We start from the raw sequence: 17,144 nt of genomic DNA, 5'->3' as shown, positions 1-17,144 counted from the left end.
TATAGACGCGCATGTCTCTTGCTAGTATGGCGCCATGACTGGACTTGAAATCACTCTGCTCTACCTGCTGGCGACCGTGCTGGGGGTGGTGGCGTGCCGCTCGCTCAAGTTGCCCCCTATGTTGGGGTACCTGGCTGTCGGCGTGGTGATTGGCCCCAACGCACTGGCACTGTCCCAAAATTCGGATGGAGTCCGTCACTTGGGCGAATTTGGCGTGGTGTTTTTGATGTTCGTGATCGGCTTGGAATTCAACCTGCCGCGGCTACGCGCCATGCGCAAGCACGTGTTTGGGCTGGGGCTGCTGCAGGTGGTGGTCACGATTTTCCTTGCCACCGCAGCGACCCTGGGCATGGCAGCCGTATTCCCACGGATCTGGAGCATGGAGTGGCAAGCGGCCCTGGCCCTGTCCTGTGCGCTGGCCATGAGCAGCACGGCCATTGTGGTGAAACTTATGGTGGAACGACTTGAGCTGGACTCCGAACATGGCAAGCGCGTGATGGGGGTGCTGCTGTTCCAGGATCTGGCCGTCGTGCCACTGCTGGTGCTGATTCCGGCGCTTGGAGCCTCAGGCGAACAACTGTTTGAAGCGCTGGCTCTGGCCGCATTCAAAGCCGTGGTTCTGGTGACCGTGTTGCTGGTAGGGGGCCAGCACTTGATGCGGCGCTGGCTCACACTGGTGGCACGCCGCAAAAGCGATGAGTTGTTTGTACTGAATTTGCTGTTCATCACGCTGGGCCTGGCCTGGTTGACCGAGCTGGCGGGCTTGAGCCTGGCCCTGGGCGCCTTCATTGCCGGCATGCTGATTTCGGAGACTGAATACAAACACCAGGTGGAAACCGACATCCGCCCCTTTCACGACGTGCTGCTGGGATTGTTTTTCATCTCCATTGGCATGCTGCTGGACTGGCGCCTGGTGCTGGAACGCTGGCCACTGGTCTTGCTACTGGTGGCATTGCCGATTGTGTTCAAAGCCGCACTGGTCACCGGCCTGGCCAAAGCCTTGGGCACGTCATCGGGCGTCAGCCTGCGCACCGGTTTGTATTTGGCACAGGCTGGTGAATTCGGGTTTGTATTGCTGACTCTGGCGCAGAAAAATTCCCTGGTTCCTCCCGCTTTGCTAAACCCGATTTTGGCCAGCATGGTGTTGTCCATGCTGGCCACACCATTCATCGTGATGTACAGCAACCGCATCGTGATGAAACTGGTGAGCAGCGAATGGCTGCTGCAATCGCTACAGATGACCACCATCGCGCGCAAGTCCATCGGCGCTAACCAGCACGTCATCATTTGCGGCTTCGGCCGTTGTGGACAAAATCTGGCTCGCATGCTGGAGCACGAAGGTATTCCCTACATGGCGCTGGACCTGGACCCTGACCGGGTACGCCAGGCCGCCGCCGCCGGGCAATCGGTAGTGTTTGGCGATGCAGCCCGCCTGCAGGCCCTGATGGCAGCCGGACTGGCCCGGGCGAGCGCCGTGGTGATCACCTACCTGGGTGAGGGGGCCGCACTCAAGGTACTGGGCAACACCCACACCCATGCCCCCCAAGTACCCGTCATTGTTCGCACCCAGGACGACCATGCTTTGGACAAGTTGCGCGCTGCGGGTGCTACGGAAGTGGTGCCTGAAGCCATTGAAGGCTCGCTGATGCTGGCCAGCCACGCGCTGGCACTGGTGGGCGTGCCTATGCGCCGCGTGATCCGTATCGTGCAGGACCAGCGCGATGCGCGCTACAACCTGTTGCGCGGCTTCTTTCATGGCGCCGACGACGACTCGGTGGACGAGTTACAACAAGAGCGCCTGGTCACGGTCAATTTGCCCGCAGGCGCCAAGGCCTCTGGCAAACTTTTGGCACACTTCGATTTGGAGGCTCTGGACATTCGTGTGCTGAGCTTGCGCCGCGACGACGGTGCCGCCGTTCGCACCGATGCCCACTGCCGACTGGAAGGTGGCGATACGCTGGTGCTGTCCGGCAAAGCGGGCGCCTTGGCGATAGCCGAGCAGAAGCTACTCAAAGGCTAGGCCAGCGCTGCACAGTTGGGGGCACAATAGCGCCTGCCTTTATTTCCGCACCCGTCCAGTCTTATGCAACACCTCAGCGTCAACCAATACCTCCGGGACAACATCCGCACCGTGCCCGACTGGCCAGCGCCGGGCGTGCAGTTCCGCGACATCACGCCACTGCTGCAGGATGCCAAGGTATTCCGTGTGCTGATTGATGCCTTTGTGCACCGCTATATGGACCCCAGCATGCGGCCCGATGTGGTGGCTGGCTTGGACGCGCGTGGCTTCATCCTGGGAGCCGTGGTGGCCTACGAGCTGAACATCGGCTTTGTCCCGATCCGCAAGAAAGGCAAACTGCCTTTCACCACGGTGGAAGAAACCTATGAACTGGAATATGGCAGCGCCACCGTGGAACTGCACACCGATGCAGTGAAAGCAGGCGACCGTGTCCTGCTGATTGACGATCTGATCGCCACTGGCGGCACCATGATGGCCGGCAAAAAATTGCTGGAACGACTGGGTGCCCATGTGATGGAAGGCGCCGCGATTGTGGACCTGCCCGAGCTGGGCGGTTCTGATCGCCTGCGGGAGTCAGGTCTGCCCTTGTTCACACTGGTGGATTTTGCGGGCCACTAAGCCACGCTAAGGTGCGCCTCAGTTGAGGTCGCCGTACTGGGTCCCACTCAGCGGCGAATTGCGATCATCCAGCTCCGTGTCCTGAAAGCTGGGCGGTGCCGGATTGCGGCGTCCAGAGCGCACAATTTCCCCGGGCGCCGAGAGTGCGCTAGGTGAGGGAATGGCTGCCAACGCCTGCTTGAAGGCGGCCACTTCATCCGCCTGCAAAGGCTCGTACCGCGGGGCAGTTGGCGCTACCGGGGTGGACACGGCCGGTACCACACTGGCACTGCGCGCCAGACCTGTCGTCACATGTTCATTGACACGCCAATACACAGCCGTGACCAAAATATCGTGCCGTGACTTGGCCACCTTGGCAATGTGGGTTTCCATGTCAGCCAGACGCTGCGGGTCGCCCACGTTCTGGCGTGCCATGTCCATCATGATCAGGTACTGACGCCCCCTGGAGTCCAGCGACAACACCTTGAACTTGTAGCTGGTGGAGAGCAACCCGGCACGGGTCATGGACTCACGCACCACCGTGTACAGCAACTCCCGGCGCTCCAGGCGCTCATTTTTCCGATTGGCTGCGCTGCCCGGCACGGAATGAGGCCCCTTGGAGCGCGACTTCCCGCTGTGGTTGAACGGCAGCGTGGCATCGATATGCCCCAGGCCGGAACTTTCTGCCGCAGGCGCAAGTCCCTGCTTTTTTTTGGAGAACCAACGGAAGAGGGACATTGTTGAGGCTTTCGGGGCTGAGAGCGATGGAGTGTAGTGCAGGCTATTTGCCAATGCAAAATTTGGAAAAGATCACGCCCAGCAAGTCATCGGAGCTAAATGCACCCGTAATTTCGCTCAGTGCGTTCTGCCCGAGGCGCAGCTCCTCAGCCAGCAGGTCCAGCGCGTTGCCCCCCAAACTGAGGTGTGCATAGGCTTCCATCAAATGGGCATCCACGTGGCGTAGCGCCTGCAGATGTCGCTGACGGGCGATGAATCCGCCCCCCGACGAGGGCTGCCAACCGGCGGACACTAGCAGACGCTCCCGCAAAACATCCAAACCCTTCCCGGTTTTGGCCGACAGCACAATGCCCGCATCAGTCACCGCATCAGTCACCGCATCGGCCTTGTTCCAGACATGAATAACAGGGGTATTTTTAGCAAGTTTTTGGGCTAAAGCCCCCGCGATATCTGCGTCAGCAGCTATATATTCCATAGCATTCTGGCGCGTCAGATCGTGGAGAAACAGCACCGCATCGGCTGTCTCAATGGCTTGCCAGGCACGGGCAATGCCGATCTGCTCCACCGCATCATCGCTGCTGCGCAAACCGGCGGTGTCGATCACGTGGATGGGGATGCCATTGATCTGGATGGTCTCTTGCACTTTGTCACGCGTAGTGCCGGCAATCGGCGTGACGATAGCCAGTTCGGCGCCCGCCAGGGCATTGAGCAAGGACGACTTGCCGGCATTGGGCTGACCTGCGATCACCACCGTGATGCCCTCGCGCAACAGTGCGCCTTGGGTGGCCTGCTGCAGCACCTGTTGCACGGTGGCCTGCAGTTTCTGCAACTGGCCCAGCGCATCGGCTTTTTGCAGAAAGTCGATTTCCTCTTCCGGAAAGTCCAGCGTCGCCTCGACCAGCATACGCAAATGAGTCAGCGCCTCCAGCAGGGTGTGGACCTGCTTGGAGAACGCGCCTGCCAGCGACTGTGTGGCGCTGCGCGCAGCCGCTTCGGTGCTGGCATCGATCAAGTCGGCAATCGCCTCGGCCTGGGTCAGGTCGATCTTGCCGTTCAGAAAGGCCCGCTGAGAAAACTCCCCGGGCTCAGCAATACGCAAACCAGGCAAGAGCGCCCCCCCCGTAGTGACGGAGGTACTGACCGCGAGCTCCAGGCAACGCGCGACCAACAACTGCAAGACCACAGCGCCACCATGGGCCTGCAGCTCCAGCACGTCTTCGCCGGTAAAGGAATGGGGGCCCGGAAAGTACAAAGCCAACCCCTGGTCCAGGGGCTGGCCTTGTGCATCGGTGAAAGGCAGATAGGTGGCCTCACGCGGCCGCAGCGTGCGGCCCAGAAAGGCGTGGGTAAAACCGGAAAGGTCTTTGCCACTGATCCGGACAATGCCCACGGCTCCCCGTCCGGGTGCCGTGGCCACCGCCACGATGGGGTCGCTATGGCGTGTCAGCACGGCCGCTCTGCCCCAGCCTGCTTACTTGAACTTGGGCAGATTGAACTGGGGCGGCACGCCCATGCGGGTGTTGATGATCCATTGCTGCGCGATGGACAAGATGTTGTTGGTGATCCAGTACAGCACCAAGCCCGACGGGAAGAAGAAGAACATCACACTGAACGCCAGCGGCATGAACCACATCATCTTGGCCTGCAGGGGGTCCGGCGGCGCGGGGTTCAAAGCCGTCTGCAGCAACGTAGTCAACGTCATGATCAAGGGCAGTATGAAATACGGGTCTGGCGAAGACAAGTCCTGAATCCAGCCCAACCATGGCGCATTGCGCATTTCGACGCTGGACAACAGCACCCAATACAGAGCAATGAACACCGGGATCTGCACCATGATGGGAAAGCATCCGCCCATGGGGTTCACTTTTTCCTCACGGTAGATGCGCATCATCTCTTGCTGCATCTGTTGCGGGTTGTCCTTGAGGCGCTCGCGCATCTCCATGATCTTGGGGTTGACCGCCTTCATCTTGGCCATGCTGGCGTAAGCCTTGGCGTTGAGCCAATAGAACGCGATCTTCAACAACAGCACCAGGGCAACAATGGACCAGCCCCAGTTCTGGATGAAGCCGTGCAACTTGTCGAGCAACCAGTACAAAGGCTTGGCCAGGATGGTCAACCAGCCATAGTCCTTCACCAGTTCGAGGCCCGGAGCCAGGGCTTCCAGCGCCTTTTCTTCTTGCGGACCCACGAACAAAGTAGCCGCCATGGTCTGGGTCTTGCCTGGTTCAATGGCCGGCACAGGCGCAATCATGGTGGCGCGGTAGCAGCAGTCCGCTGTGGTGGAGCCGATATCCACACCGTCCAGGGAATAGGTACGGGCAGTACCCGCTGGCAGAATCCAGGCGCTGGCAAAGTAATGCTGCACCATGGCGATGTAGCCGTTGTCGGCCTCTTTCTCAAAGGTAGCACTCTTCTTGATCTCGCTGAACTCCACCTTCTGGTACTTCTTGGCCTCGGTGTAGACCGCTGGGCCTGTGAAGGTGGAATAGAAGGAGGACTCGCCTGCTGGCTTGTTGCCATCGCGCACCAATTGCAAATACAACTGTGGAGACAGGGGCGCGCTGGAAGCGTTGGTCAACTCGTGCTTGACGGCGATGTCGTAAGCACCACGGCGCAAGGTATAGGTCTTGACCAGCTTCAATCCACCCACTTCGGGTGAAGTAAAGGTGATGACCAGTTCGTCTTGGCCTTCTTTCAATACGCGGTCACCGCTGACCGTCATGACCGATTTGTGCGTTGGCGATGCGCCACCGGCAGCACCCGGGATGACCCCGGTTTGCGCCAAGTACACACGGTCTTTGGAATCGTCCAGCAACACGAAGTTACGGATCTTGTCTGCCATGTCCGAGTATTTGAGGAACTCGGAGCGCACCAAGGATCCACCTTCTGTGTCAAAGGTCAGTTTCAGCACATCGGTGCTTACTTCAAACCGTTCGCTGGCTACGGCTGGGGCAGCGGGTGCCACACCTGCCTGGGTGGCAACTGCAGGCACCAAAGCGTCTGTCTTGCCTGCTGGCGCCGCGGCCGCAGGAGCGGCAGCCTTGGTAGGGCTCGGGAAGAAAGTGGCTTTCTTCCCGTTATGGATTTGCCATTGGTCCCACAGCAAGACCATGGAGAAGCCAAAAATCACCCACAGGATGGTGCGGCGAATATCGTTCATGAAGGTTTCTTTTCAGAAGGAGAGGAAATCAGACGGCCAAAGAGCCGGGGGCGTTCGGCAGGAACCGGGTCGTGCCCACCCGCGCACCAAGGCTGGCAGCGAGCCAAACGGGCCAAGGTGAGATAAGTGCCTGCGGCAGCGCCATGGGCTTGCAACGCCTGCAAGGAATAGGCCGAACAAGTGGGCTCAAACCGGCAGGCGGAACCCAGCCACGGGCTGAGAAAGAGTCGGTAGGCCTTCACCAAGCCGATGAGTGCAGTCTGCATCATGGCCTTGTACCCACCACAGTGACTCTGGCAAATAGCTGTTGCAATTCACTGCGCACCGCTGCCTTTAAGGCATCCGACGTAGCGCTGGGAAATTGGGCGCGGTCAAAGCCAGAGCGCAGGCGCACCAGATGGGCGCGTGGCTCCAAGCCATCGGAGTACTCCGCCCCCAACGTGTAAATCTGGCGTTTGATGGTGTTGCGCGTAACCGCACGCTTAGCCCATCGCTTGGGCACCATGGCACCCAACCACACGGCAGGCTCCGGAAACAACAAAGCCCCCGACGCATCGGAGGCCTCCGCCAGAGCACGGGCATGCAAAGTGAAATGCGCTGTTTTGGACACAGTCATTCCTCCCAGCACCGCTTGGAACTGGGCACGGGTTTTGAGGCGCCGCACCAGGGCGTTGCCGGCATGTGGCGAATCCGCAAGTACCAAAAGCCAGTCAGCCTTGGTTTGCCAGATCCGCGCGAATTAGACAGCCAGGCGCTTGCGGCCTTTGGCGCGGCGCGCATTGATCACGGCGCGGCCGCCACGGGTCTTCATGCGAACCAGAAAACCATGGGTGCGTGCACGGCGGATTTTGGAGGGTTGGTAAGTGCGTTTCATGTGAATTTCCTAACAGGCTCAGTGGGTATCCGCGCCCCCATCCACAAGGGAATCAAGGCACGAATTTCGGTCTATCGCCCCGAACACAATCAGGGGAACCCGGCATTATCGCAAATTTTCTGAACGACAGCAACACCTTAGGGCCCACATGGCAGGCAGCACTGTAAGATTTGGCTATGCCGGCAAGAATGTGGATAAAGTCTTGATAAATTACAATCCAACGCGCAGCAATCCATAACTATCCACAGAAGCTGACCCCCACAATGACCCAGGGACTCCCTCCCCACACCCCAGACCCCCACAGCCAGGAACTCGGGCAAAGCCTGTGGCAAAGCTGCGTGGACCAGCTGGCCCAGGAGCTGCCGGAGCAGCAGTTCAATACCTGGATCAAGCCGTTGGCAGCCCAGGTCCATGACGACATGTCCAAGGCCACCATCTTTGTGGCCAACCGTTTCAAACTGGATTGGGTGCGGGCCCAATACAGCCAGCGCATTGCCGCCTTGCTGGAGAAGTTGTATGGACAGCCCGTACTGGTTGAGTTAGCAATTACTCCGCGTGAAGCCCCCGTCAGACAAGCCAGCATGCCACGCGTTGCCGAAATTCCCACAGCCGTTGATGAGGTGGAAGTCGGCGAAGACCGCGTCAGCGGCGGCCCCAAAAACCGGCTCAACAGCCTGCTCACATTTGAAAGCTTGGTGGAGGGCACGGCCAACCGCATGGCCCGCGCCGCCGCCATGCACGTCGCGACCATGCCAGGGCATCTGTACAACCCCCTGTTCATCTACGGCGGTGTGGGCCTGGGAAAGACCCACTTGATGCATGCGGTGGGCAACCGCCTGCTGGCAGACAAGCCTGGTTCCAAAGTTCTCTACATCCATGCCGAACAATTTGTCTCAGATGTGGTTAAGGCCTATCAGCGCAAAACTTTCGATGAATTCAAAGAGCGCTACCACTCGCTGGATTTGTTGCTGATTGACGATGTGCAGTTCTTTGCCAACAAGGACCGCACCCAGGAAGAGTTCTTCAACGCCTTTGAAGCCCTGCTGGCCAAAAAGTCACACATCGTGATGACCAGCGATACCTACCCCAAGGGCCTGGCGGACATCCACGAGCGCCTGGTATCCCGTTTCGACTCGGGCCTGACAGTGGCCATTGAGCCGCCCGAACTGGAAATGCGGGTGGCGATTCTGATCAACAAAGCACGTGCAGAGGGTTCGGAAATGCCCGAAGAAGTCGCCTTCTTCGTGGCCAAAAACGTGCGGTCCAACGTGCGAGAACTCGAAGGGGCGCTGCGCAAGATCCTGGCCTATTCACGCTTCAACCAGAAGGAAATCTCCATCCAGCTGGCCCGCGAAGCGCTGCGCGATTTGCTGTCCATCCAGAATCGCCAGATTTCTGTGGAAAACATCCAGAAAACCGTGGCCGACTACTACAAGATCAAGGTCGCGGACATGTATAGCAAGAAGCGCCCGGCCAGCATTGCCCGCCCGCGCCAGATTGCCATGTACCTGGCCAAGGAACTGACACAGAAGAGTCTGCCCGAAATCGGCGAGCTGTTTGGCGGACGCGACCACACCACGGTGCTGCATGCGGTTCGCAAAATCGGGGGGGAGCGCCAACAACTCACCGAGCTGAACCAGCAGCTCCACGTCCTGGAGCAAACCCTGAAGGGGTGAATGTAAAAACAAGTGCCAGACCCCTCAAGTCGCTATCAAAAAAGGGGAAAATGGTGAGATTGTTTGTAAATGCAAGGCTTTTTGGGCCTTGCAACCATGGTTGAGTTTCAAAAAGAGGTTGACATGATCGTATTGAAGGCAACGCAAGACAAGGTTCTATCGGTTCTTCAGTCCGTGGCCGGTATTGTCGAGCGCCGCCATACGCTGCCCATCCTGGCCAACGTGCTGTTGCGCAAAACGGGAACATCACTTCAGCTGACCACCAGCGACCTGGAAATCCAGATTCGCACCACGGCTGAACTGGGGGGCGATACGGGCAACTTCACCACCACCATCGGTGCACGCAAACTCATCGACATCCTGCGCACCATGCCCGGCGACCAGACCGTGTCACTGGAGTCCAGCCAGAGCAAGATCATCCTCAAGGGCGGCAAAAGCAAGTTCACGCTGCAGACCATGCAAGCCGAAGACTTTCCGCTGGTACAAGAAAGCGCCAGCTTTGGCCCCGTCTTCAGCGTGCCGCAAAAGACCCTGAAAGACCTGCTGAGCCAGGTGTCCTTCGCCATGGCGGTGCACGACATTCGCTACTACCTCAACGGCATTTTGTTTGTCGCAGAAGGCAAGCAGCTCAGCCTGGTCGCCACCGACGGCCACCGCCTGGCTTTTGCCTCTGCCACGCTGGACGTGGAAGTGCCCAAACAGGAAGTGATCTTGCCGCGCAAGACCGTGATCGAGCTGCAGCGCCTGCTCTCCGATGCCGAAGGCGCGATCGAGATGCAGTTTGCCAATAACCAGGCCAAATTCACCTTTGATGGCATGGAGTTCGTGACCAAGCTGGTGGAAGGCAAGTTCCCCGACTACAACCGCGTCATCCCCAAGAACCACAAGAACAGCATCACGCTGGGCCGCGAAGCGCTGCTCAGGACACTGCAACGCACCGCCATTTTGACCAGCGACAAGTTCAAGGGCGTGCGCCTGAACATCGACCCCGGTAGCCTGCGCGTGGCATCCAACAACGCGGAGCAGGAAGAAGCGGTGGACGAGCTGGACATCGACTACGGTGGTGACAGCATCGAGATCGGCTTCAACGTCACCTACCTGATCGATGCCCTGAGCAATATGGGCCAGGAGATGGTGAAAGTGGAGCTGTCGGACGGCAACAGTTCGGCCCTGATCACCATTCCGGACAACGCGACCTTCAAGTACGTCGTGATGCCCATGAGAATCTGACGCTACAAAAACAGTAGCTGCTTGCGCAATCAAACCCCCGGCCTCCGGGGGTTTGGTCATTAAAGAATCGAGAGAAAGTTAGCCATGACCGAAGAAAACAAGTCTGTTCCAGCCCCCGAAAACAACGATGGCGCAGTCCATACGGGCGATGCCGGTGCGGACAGTTCCAACTTCCAGCCCACCATCGACACCAACCAGGCCGGTGCGACCGAGGCCTATGGCGAAGGCTCGATCCAGATCCTGGAAGGCCTGGAGGCCGTGCGCAAGCGCCCCGGCATGTACATCGGCGACACGTCCGACGGTACCGGCCTGCACCACCTGGTGTTTGAGGTGGTGGACAACTCGATTGACGAATCGCTGGCGGGCCACTGCGACGACATCCTGGTCACCATCCACTCCGATAACTCCATCAGCGTGGTGGACAACGGCCGTGGCATTCCCACCGGCATCAAAATGGACGACAAGCACGAGCCCAAGCGCTCCGCTGCAGAAATCGCGTTGACCGAGTTGCACGCAGGCGGCAAGTTCAACCAGAACAGCTACAAGGTGTCCGGCGGCCTGCACGGCGTGGGCGTGTCCTGCGTGAACGCACTGTCCAAAATGCTGCGCCTGACCATCCGCCGTGACGGCAAAGTGCACACGCTCGAATTCAGCAAGGGCTTTGTGCAGGGCCGCATCGTGGAGAAGCAAAACGGCGTCGATGTATCGCCCATGAAGGTGATTGGTGACACCGAAAAACGCGGCACCGAGGTGCACTTTTTGCCCGACACCGAAATCTTCAAAGAGAACAACGACTTCCACTACGAGATTCTGAGCAAGCGCCTGCGCGAACTCAGCTTCCTGAACAACGGCGTGCGCATCCGTCTGAAGGACGAGCGCAGCAGCAAGGAAGACGATTTTGCTGGTGCCGGTGGTGTGCAGGGCTTTGTGAACTACGTGAACAAGGGCAAAAACGTCTTGCACCCCAATGTGTTCCACGCCATGGGCGACCGCCAAAGCGACCAAGGCACCAACATTGGTGTGGAAGTGGCCATGCAGTGGAACAGCGGCTTCAACGAGCAGGTACTGTGCTTCACCAACAACATTCCGCAACGCGACGGCGGTACCCACCTGACCGGCCTGCGCGCCGCGATGACCCGCGTCATCAGCAAGTACATCGAGCAAAACGAACTGGCCAAGAAGGCCAAGGTCGAAGTGACTGGTGACGACATGCGCGAAGGCCTGTGCTGCGTGCTGTCGGTCAAGGTGCCCGAGCCCAAGTTCTCCAGCCAGACCAAGGACAAACTGGTCTCCAGCGAAGTGCGCGGCCCCGTGGAAGACATCGTGGGCAAGCTGCTGGCCGACTACCTGGAAGAACGCCCGAACGACGCCAAGATCATCGTCGGCAAAATTATTGAAGCCGCTCGCGCCCGTGAAGCTGCCCGCAAGGCCCGTGACATGACCCGCCGCAAGGGCGTGCTGGACGGCATGGGCTTGCCCGGCAAGCTGGCCGACTGCCAGGAAAAAGACCCCGCCGGCTGCGAAATCTACATCGTCGAGGGTGACTCCGCCGGTGGCTCTGCCAAGCAGGGCCGCGACCGCAAGTTCCAGGCGATCCTGCCGCTGCGCGGCAAGATTCTGAACGTGGAAAAAGCCCGCTACGAGAAGCTGCTGACCAGCAACGAAATCCTGACGCTGATCACCGCCCTGGGCACTGGCATCGGCAAGGCCGGCGGCACCACCGGCAACGACGACTTCAACGTCGCCAAGCTGCGTTACCACCGCATCATCATCATGACCGATGCGGACGTCGACGGCGCCCACATCCGCACCCTGCTCTTGACCTTCTTCTACCGCCAGATGCCCGAGCTGGTGGAACGCGGCCACATCTACATTGCCCAGCCGCCACTGTACAAAGTGAAGTCCGGCAAAGAAGAGTTGTACCTGCAGGGCCCCGCCGAACTCGACAGCTTCTTGCTGCGCATCGCACTGGTGAATGCCTCCGTGTTCACCGGTGGCCCCAACGGCACCACCCTCAGTGGTGACACGCTGGCCGAGCTGGCACGCAAGCACCAACTGGCCCAAGCGGTGATTGCCCGCCTGAAGAACTTCATGGATGCCGAAGCCCTGCGCAGTGTGGCCGACGGCGTGGTGCTCAACCTCGACACGGTGGCTGACGCAGAAGCCTCTGCCGCTGCCCTGCAAGCCAAGCTCCCCGACGCCGAAGTGGCTGGCGAGTTTGACGCCCGTACCGACAAACCCATTTTGCGCATCAGCCGTCGCCACCACGGCAACGTGAAGAGCAGCGTGCTCACGCAAGATTTTGTGCACGGAGCCGACTACGCCGCCCTGGCCGAAGCCGCCAACACCTTCCGTGGCCTGCTGAGCGAAGGCGCCCGCGTGATGCGTGGCGAAGGCGAACGCCAGAAGGAAGAAAAAGTCTCCGACTTCCGCGAAGCCATGGCCTGGTTGATCGGCGAAGCCGAACGTACCTCCAGCCGCCAGCGCTACAAGGGCTTGGGCGAAATGAACCCCGCCCAGCTGTGGGAAACCACCATGGACCCCACCGTGCGCCGCCTGCTCAAGGTGCAGATCGACGACGCCATCGAAGCCGACCGCGTGTTCACCATGCTGATGGGCGACGAAGTGGAGCCGCGCCGCGACTTCATTGAAACCAACGCACTGCGGGCGGGAAATATCGACGTTTAGTGTTTTGGCACCGGGTGTCCCGCCAGGGCACCTGGGTCAGCCCTCGCGCTGCAACAGCCACTTCAGCGCCTGCTCCGTGGTCGGCGCTGCGGATTCGAGGGGATGGGTTTCCAGCCCGGCCATCGTCTTCTCAAAGCGCTGCGCTACGCCCGGCAGCACTTGAGAGCGGATGCCTTGGTTGGACATTGCCTCGGTAGCCTCTTGCACTTCAACCGCGCGGCGCTTGGCATGGACCACGTGGGTACGCACCAGCATGTCGATGAATGTGCGCAGCGGGGTGTCGTCAATGTCCTGCAATTGCGCATAGAGCTTGTCGCGCACACCCTGCCGCTCTGCCGTCATCAGCAGCTCCACGCTCAGTGCTTCCAAGCCCTTGGTAAAGGTGCTGCGCAAGATTTTCAAGGCCATGGCATCACCAGCCGCAGCGCCCTCAATCACCGTGACGCGGCTACCGGCGCTCCCCATCCATGCCTGAAACGCGGTGGCGCCGTCCCCCGCCACCAGCAGTGGCGTGGTATGCATGCCCAGCGCCACGGCACCCATGATGGCGACATCCAGATAGAGCCGGCCGTGCTGTTTGGCCACCGCAGCCGCTGCGCGCTTGGCATGCGGGCTGGCAGTGGTCATGTCGCAAAGCGTGGCATGTGGCGCCGCCCACGGCATACATTGCTCAAGCACCTGCGCGGCCACGCTGCCAGTGACGCACAACAGAATCCAGTCACAAGCACGTAGCCACTCTGCGGGAGCGAGGTGCAAAGGCAGGCCACACTCGCTGGCCACAGCCAGTGCGGCGGAACCTGCGCGTGCATTGCACACGTGCAAAGAGTGCCCCGCCGCGTGAAGGGACCTCGCATACGTCCGCCCGACTTCTCCCAAACCGATGATGGCGATCTGCATGCGGTGCTCAGCTTTCTGAAATCTCTTGGAGGTGCCGGAGGTGCAGGATCAGTCCATCACAGGCGTCCTCCACCAAATCAAGCACATGCTCAAAACCCGCCGGGCCGTCGTAATACGGGTCAGGCACCACCGGTTCGTCATGGTGTCGGCAAAACTCGGTCAGGCGCCGGAGCTTGTGCTGGTGCTGCGCTGGGCAACGTTCCTGCACCAGGGCCAGGTTGTCCCAGTCCATCGTCAAGATCAGATCGAAGGTCTCGAAGTCCGCCGCCATGATCTGCCGGGCACGCAAGGGCGACAGGTCGTAGCCCCGCTGCGCAGCATGCTTTTGGGACCGGGCATCCGGTGGGCTGTGCGGGTGGTAGTTGTGGGTGCCGGCAGAGTCCACCACCACCTTGTGCCCCAGCCCATGCTCCCGCACCTTGTGGCGCAGCACGCCATCGGCAGTAGGGCTCCGGCAAATATTGCCCATGCAGACGAAGAGGATGCGGTAGTGGGTCATGAGGGGGGACGGTACTTCCAGTGAAGGGCTCCCTATTGTGTTTCTTTCTCTGGCCCTTGGTCACGGATGCAAGGGCTTGTATGCAAACCGGCGTCCGTCAGGCGCCGCACTTTGCGGTGCATCCATAGCTTGGCAGGCAGGTGCAGTAGTATCCGCCGCACTGTTTTGCTACACCTTCAAGCCCACGTATGACCTCTGCACCCATCACCCGCATCAACCCCGCCGCCCAATGGTCCGACGCCGTCGTCCACAAGGGCACCGCCTACTTTGTGGAGGTGCCGGAAAGCGGCACGGACATCACCAGCCAATCGCTGGCGCTGTTCGCACAGGCCGAACGCACCCTGGCTTTGGCCGGCAGCAGCAAGGCGCACGTGTTGATGGCCACCATCTACCTCAAACACATGGCCGACCGCGCAGCCTTCAACGCCACCTGGCAGGCCTGGTTGCCCGAGGGCTGCGCGCCCGCGCGGGTGTGTGTGTGTGCCGAAATGGCCAGCCCGGACTACCTGCTGGAAATTGCGTTCACCGCCGCGGTGGTCTGACGCTGTGAGCGCACCGGCCCCAACGCCCTTTCAAGCCGCCCCCGACAGCCTGGACCCGACCGATTGGACGTCGGTGCGCCAGATAGGCCATCGCATGCTTGACGACATGGTGGACATGCTGGCCGGGCTGCGCGAAGCGCCCGTGTGGCAACCCATGCCCACGGAGGCACGCCAGACCCTGCGTACAGGGGCACTGCCCGCGGAGCCAGGTGATCTGGACGCGGTGTACCAGGACTTCCAGACCCTGGTGCAGCCCTATGGCAGCGGCAACAGCCACCCCCGTTTCATGGGCTGGGTGCAGGGCGGGGGCAACCCGGTGGGCATGCTGGCCGAGCTGCTGGCCGCAGCCACCAACCCCAACCTGGGCGGGCGCGACCACGCGCCGATCGAGGTGGAGCGCCAGGTGATCCGCTGGGCCGCCGAGATGCTGGGTTTTCCGCAGGACGCCAGCGGTGTGCTGGTCACCGGCACCTCCATGGCCAACCTGATTGCCGTGCTGGTGGCGCGCACGCGGGCGCTGGGCACGGACGTGCGACACCGCGGGCTGCAGGGCCGTCCGCTGGTGGCCTACACCTCGGTGGAAGCGCACAACTGTGTGGCCCGCGCCATGGACATGGCGGGTTTGGGCAGCGACGCGCTGCGCCTGATTGGGCTGGACGCGCAGCACCGCATGGACATGGACGCCCTGCAAGCCGCCATTGCACAAGACCGCGCGACCGGGCTGCAACCCTTTCTGGTGGTGGGCAGCGCGGGCACCGTGGACACGGGCGCGGTGGACGACCTGAGCGCCGTGGCCGCGCTGGCACGCGCGCAGGGCCTGTGGTTCCATGTGGATGCGGCCTACGGGGCGCTGGCCATGCTCTCGCCCGCGCAGCGTCCGCTGGTGCAGGGGTTGAGCGCGGCCGACTCGGTGGCGTTTGACTTTCACAAATGGGCGCAGGTGCCTTACGACGCGGGCTGCATTGTGGTGCGCGATGCGGCTCTGCACGCAGCCACCTTTGCCAGCCAACCGGCCTACCTGCAGCGCAGCGTGCGCGGGCTGGCGGGCAACCAGCCCTGGCCCACCGACTTCGGGCCCGACCTGTCACGCGGTTTCCGGGCGCTTAAGGTCTGGATGACGTTCAAGACCTATGGCGCGGCCAAGCTGGGCCAGGTGGTGGCGCTGAACTGCAGCCTGGCGCAGCAGCTGGCCCACCTGGTGGACGCGCAGCCGCAGCTGGAGCGGCTGGCACCGGTCACGCTGAATGTGGTGTGCTTTCGTGTGCTGGCGCCGGGGGTGGACCTGGACGCGCTGAACGCCGACATCGTGGCCGATGTGCAGGAGTCTGGCGTGGCGGTGCCATCCACCACCCGCATTGGTGGGGTACTGGCGATTCGGGTGGCACTGGTGAACCACCGCACCCGGCTGGACGATGTGCAGATGTTGCTGGGCGCCGTGCTGATGGCGGCACAGGAACGGCTGGTGTCCGGCGATTTTCAAGCCAAATAGGGCTCTAGCCCCCATGAATATTGCACAAACAGCTCCTTATTTGATAGCATTTTGAGACGCTGGTCGGCGATCGGCATGCGCCTTGCAAGCGCCTGCGCGCATGACCGAAGTCGATTTTTCCCAGATCAGCGCTTACCAGCGCTACAAGCTCATGGCCAGCCTGATCGTGCCACGCCCCATCGCGCTGGTGACCACGCTCAGCGCGCAGGGCGTGGTGAATGCGGCGCCATTCTCGATGTTCAACATGCTGGGCGAAGACCCGCCGGTGGTGATGCTCAGCATCAACCGCCTGCAGGACGGGCGGCTCAAGGACACGGCGGCCAACATCCTGTCCCAGCGCGAGTTTGTGGTGCACATGAGCGACGAGGCACTGGCTGCCCAGATGCACACGTGTGGCGAGAGCTTTCCGGCCTCCGTGAGCGAGCTGGACGCCGTGGGTCTGCACGCCACCCCATCGCACAGCGTGCGCCCGCCGCGCATCGCCGAGGCGCCCGTGGCCTTTGAATGCGTGCTGCACGAAACCCTGGAGACGGCCAGCCGCTATGTCTTTATTGGCCGGGTGCTGTGGCTCAGCGCGCGCGACGGCCTGATTGACACCGAGGCCTGGCGCGTGCGCCTGCAGGACTACCACCCGGTAGGGCGTTTTGGTGCGAGTTTTTACACGCGCTGCCGCGACCGTTTCGCCATCGGCAACGAGGCCACCAGCAACCCCATCGACACGCTTTAGCGCGCGC

The 17,144-nt window shown here is 61.0% G+C and carries 16 protein-coding genes; 8 read left to right on the top strand and 8 right to left on the bottom strand.

All coding sequences use genetic code 11. From position 1 onward, the window contains the following. Window positions 1-34 precede the first annotated feature (34 nt). Together AC3WS7_RS05060 and AC3WS7_RS05055 are read left to right on the top strand one after the other, a co-directional pair. Window positions 35-2,020: a monovalent cation:proton antiporter-2 (CPA2) family protein gene (locus AC3WS7_RS05060; protein WP_492655595.1), complete on the top strand. Its 1,986-nt coding sequence runs from the start codon at window positions 35-37 to the stop codon at window positions 2,018-2,020. 63 nt (window positions 2,021-2,083) lie between these two features. Beyond that, entirely contained in the window at window positions 2,084-2,638 is a 555-nt protein-coding gene (locus tag AC3WS7_RS05055) for an adenine phosphoribosyltransferase (protein ID WP_094476681.1), read from the top strand. 18 nt (window positions 2,639-2,656) lie between these two features. On the opposite strand, the gene AC3WS7_RS05050 is transcribed toward AC3WS7_RS05055, so the two are convergent. The 6 genes from AC3WS7_RS05050 to rpmH all read right to left on the bottom strand — a co-directional run bounded on the left by AC3WS7_RS05050 (window position 2,657) and on the right by rpmH (window position 7,389). Beyond that, complete coding sequence (locus tag AC3WS7_RS05050) at window positions 2,657-3,355, bottom strand: hypothetical protein (RefSeq protein WP_296466658.1); 699 nt, start codon at window positions 3,353-3,355, stop codon at window positions 2,657-2,659. A 43-nt stretch (window positions 3,356-3,398) separates the two neighbouring features. Further along, entirely contained in the window at window positions 3,399-4,805 is a 1,407-nt protein-coding gene (mnmE, locus tag AC3WS7_RS05045; protein WP_492655594.1) for a tRNA uridine-5-carboxymethylaminomethyl(34) synthesis GTPase MnmE, read from the bottom strand. A 21-nt stretch (window positions 4,806-4,826) separates the two neighbouring features. Further along, entirely contained in the window at window positions 4,827-6,515 is a 1,689-nt protein-coding gene (gene yidC / locus AC3WS7_RS05040; protein WP_492655593.1) for a membrane protein insertase YidC, read from the bottom strand. Next, window positions 6,512-6,784, bottom strand: coding sequence for a membrane protein insertion efficiency factor YidD (yidD, locus tag AC3WS7_RS05035; RefSeq protein ID WP_296466648.1), 273 nt, complete (start codon window positions 6,782-6,784; stop codon window positions 6,512-6,514). The genes yidC and yidD overlap by 4 nt, the downstream gene beginning before the upstream one ends. Continuing rightward, the gene (locus AC3WS7_RS05030) at window positions 6,781-7,179 is read right to left on the bottom strand and encodes a ribonuclease P protein component (protein WP_492656159.1); all 399 of its coding nucleotides are present in this window, start codon (window positions 7,177-7,179) and stop codon (window positions 6,781-6,783) included. The genes yidD and AC3WS7_RS05030 overlap by 4 nt, the downstream gene beginning before the upstream one ends. 75 nt (window positions 7,180-7,254) lie before the next feature. After that, on the bottom strand, window positions 7,255-7,389 hold the full coding sequence (gene rpmH / locus AC3WS7_RS05025; protein ID WP_006299042.1) for a 50S ribosomal protein L34: 135 nt from the start codon (window positions 7,387-7,389) through the stop codon (window positions 7,255-7,257). A gap of 263 nt (window positions 7,390-7,652) precedes the next feature. Here rpmH and dnaA point away from each other — a divergent pair, with 263 nt between their 5' ends. The 3 genes from dnaA (at window position 7,653) to gyrB (ending at window position 12,983) form a co-directional block, all read left to right on the top strand. Then, window positions 7,653-9,065 carry a chromosomal replication initiator protein DnaA gene (gene dnaA / locus AC3WS7_RS05020; protein WP_492655592.1) on the top strand — a complete coding sequence of 471 codons (1,413 nt, stop codon included), beginning with the start codon at window positions 7,653-7,655 and terminating at the stop codon, window positions 9,063-9,065. A gap of 123 nt (window positions 9,066-9,188) precedes the next feature. Beyond that, window positions 9,189-10,295 (top strand): DNA polymerase III subunit beta, encoded by a 1,107-nt coding sequence (gene dnaN, locus AC3WS7_RS05015; protein WP_296466638.1) that lies wholly within the window; start codon window positions 9,189-9,191, stop codon window positions 10,293-10,295. An 84-nt stretch (window positions 10,296-10,379) separates the two neighbouring features. After that, entirely contained in the window at window positions 10,380-12,983 is a 2,604-nt protein-coding gene (gene gyrB / locus AC3WS7_RS05010; protein WP_492655591.1) for a DNA topoisomerase (ATP-hydrolyzing) subunit B, read from the top strand. 36 nt (window positions 12,984-13,019) lie between these two features. Here the strand turns inward: gyrB and AC3WS7_RS05005 are convergent, their stop codons facing one another. Both AC3WS7_RS05005 and AC3WS7_RS05000 read right to left on the bottom strand, forming a co-directional pair. Next, window positions 13,020-13,880, bottom strand: coding sequence for an NAD(P)-dependent oxidoreductase (locus tag AC3WS7_RS05005; protein ID WP_492655590.1), 861 nt, complete (start codon window positions 13,878-13,880; stop codon window positions 13,020-13,022). A gap of 7 nt (window positions 13,881-13,887) precedes the next feature. Next, window positions 13,888-14,379 (bottom strand): low molecular weight protein-tyrosine-phosphatase, encoded by a 492-nt coding sequence (locus AC3WS7_RS05000; RefSeq protein ID WP_296466613.1) that lies wholly within the window; start codon window positions 14,377-14,379, stop codon window positions 13,888-13,890. 188 nt (window positions 14,380-14,567) lie between these two features. Here AC3WS7_RS05000 and AC3WS7_RS04995 point away from each other — a divergent pair, with 188 nt between their 5' ends. The 3 genes from AC3WS7_RS04995 to AC3WS7_RS04985 all read left to right on the top strand — a co-directional run bounded on the left by AC3WS7_RS04995 (window position 14,568) and on the right by AC3WS7_RS04985 (window position 17,137). Next, on the top strand, window positions 14,568-14,921 hold the full coding sequence (locus AC3WS7_RS04995) for a RidA family protein (protein WP_492655589.1): 354 nt from the start codon (window positions 14,568-14,570) through the stop codon (window positions 14,919-14,921). A 4-nt stretch (window positions 14,922-14,925) separates the two neighbouring features. Further along, entirely contained in the window at window positions 14,926-16,410 is a 1,485-nt protein-coding gene (locus AC3WS7_RS04990; protein ID WP_492655588.1) for a pyridoxal phosphate-dependent decarboxylase family protein, read from the top strand. A 100-nt stretch (window positions 16,411-16,510) separates the two neighbouring features. Then, entirely contained in the window at window positions 16,511-17,137 is a 627-nt protein-coding gene (locus AC3WS7_RS04985; protein WP_492655587.1) for a flavin reductase family protein, read from the top strand. Window positions 17,138-17,144: the final 7 nt, after the last annotated feature.

It is taken from the genome of Rhodoferax sp. EU05-FHT12H12 (assembly GCF_058791215.1).
The sequence above is the reverse complement of the archived record's forward strand: the minus strand, read 5'-3'. Positions and strand labels throughout refer to the sequence as shown.

What these genes read in the sequence shown, in the direction of transcription:
- AC3WS7_RS04995 (WP_492655589.1), top strand. Translation starts at nt 14,568, where the DNA reads ATGACCTCTGCACCCATCACCCGCATCAACCCCGCCGCCCAATGGTCC.
- AC3WS7_RS05055 (WP_094476681.1), top strand. Translation starts at nt 2,084, where the DNA reads ATGCAACACCTCAGCGTCAACCAATACCTCCGGGACAACATCCGCACC.
- gyrB (WP_492655591.1), top strand. Translation starts at nt 10,380, where the DNA reads ATGACCGAAGAAAACAAGTCTGTTCCAGCCCCCGAAAACAACGATGGC.
- AC3WS7_RS05050 (WP_296466658.1), bottom strand. Translation starts at nt 3,355, where the DNA reads ATGTCCCTCTTCCGTTGGTTCTCCAAAAAAAAGCAGGGACTTGCGCCT.
- dnaN (WP_296466638.1), top strand. Translation starts at nt 9,189, where the DNA reads ATGATCGTATTGAAGGCAACGCAAGACAAGGTTCTATCGGTTCTTCAG.
- AC3WS7_RS05060 (WP_492655595.1), top strand. Translation starts at nt 35, where the DNA reads ATGACTGGACTTGAAATCACTCTGCTCTACCTGCTGGCGACCGTGCTG.
- rpmH (WP_006299042.1), bottom strand. Translation starts at nt 7,389, where the DNA reads ATGAAACGCACTTACCAACCCTCCAAAATCCGCCGTGCACGCACCCAT.
- yidC (WP_492655593.1), bottom strand. Translation starts at nt 6,515, where the DNA reads ATGAACGATATTCGCCGCACCATCCTGTGGGTGATTTTTGGCTTCTCC.
- AC3WS7_RS04985 (WP_492655587.1), top strand. Translation starts at nt 16,511, where the DNA reads ATGACCGAAGTCGATTTTTCCCAGATCAGCGCTTACCAGCGCTACAAG.
- AC3WS7_RS05000 (WP_296466613.1), bottom strand. Translation starts at nt 14,379, where the DNA reads ATGACCCACTACCGCATCCTCTTCGTCTGCATGGGCAATATTTGCCGG.
- dnaA (WP_492655592.1), top strand. Translation starts at nt 7,653, where the DNA reads ATGACCCAGGGACTCCCTCCCCACACCCCAGACCCCCACAGCCAGGAA.
- yidD (WP_296466648.1), bottom strand. Translation starts at nt 6,784, where the DNA reads ATGATGCAGACTGCACTCATCGGCTTGGTGAAGGCCTACCGACTCTTT.
- AC3WS7_RS05005 (WP_492655590.1), bottom strand. Translation starts at nt 13,880, where the DNA reads ATGCAGATCGCCATCATCGGTTTGGGAGAAGTCGGGCGGACGTATGCG.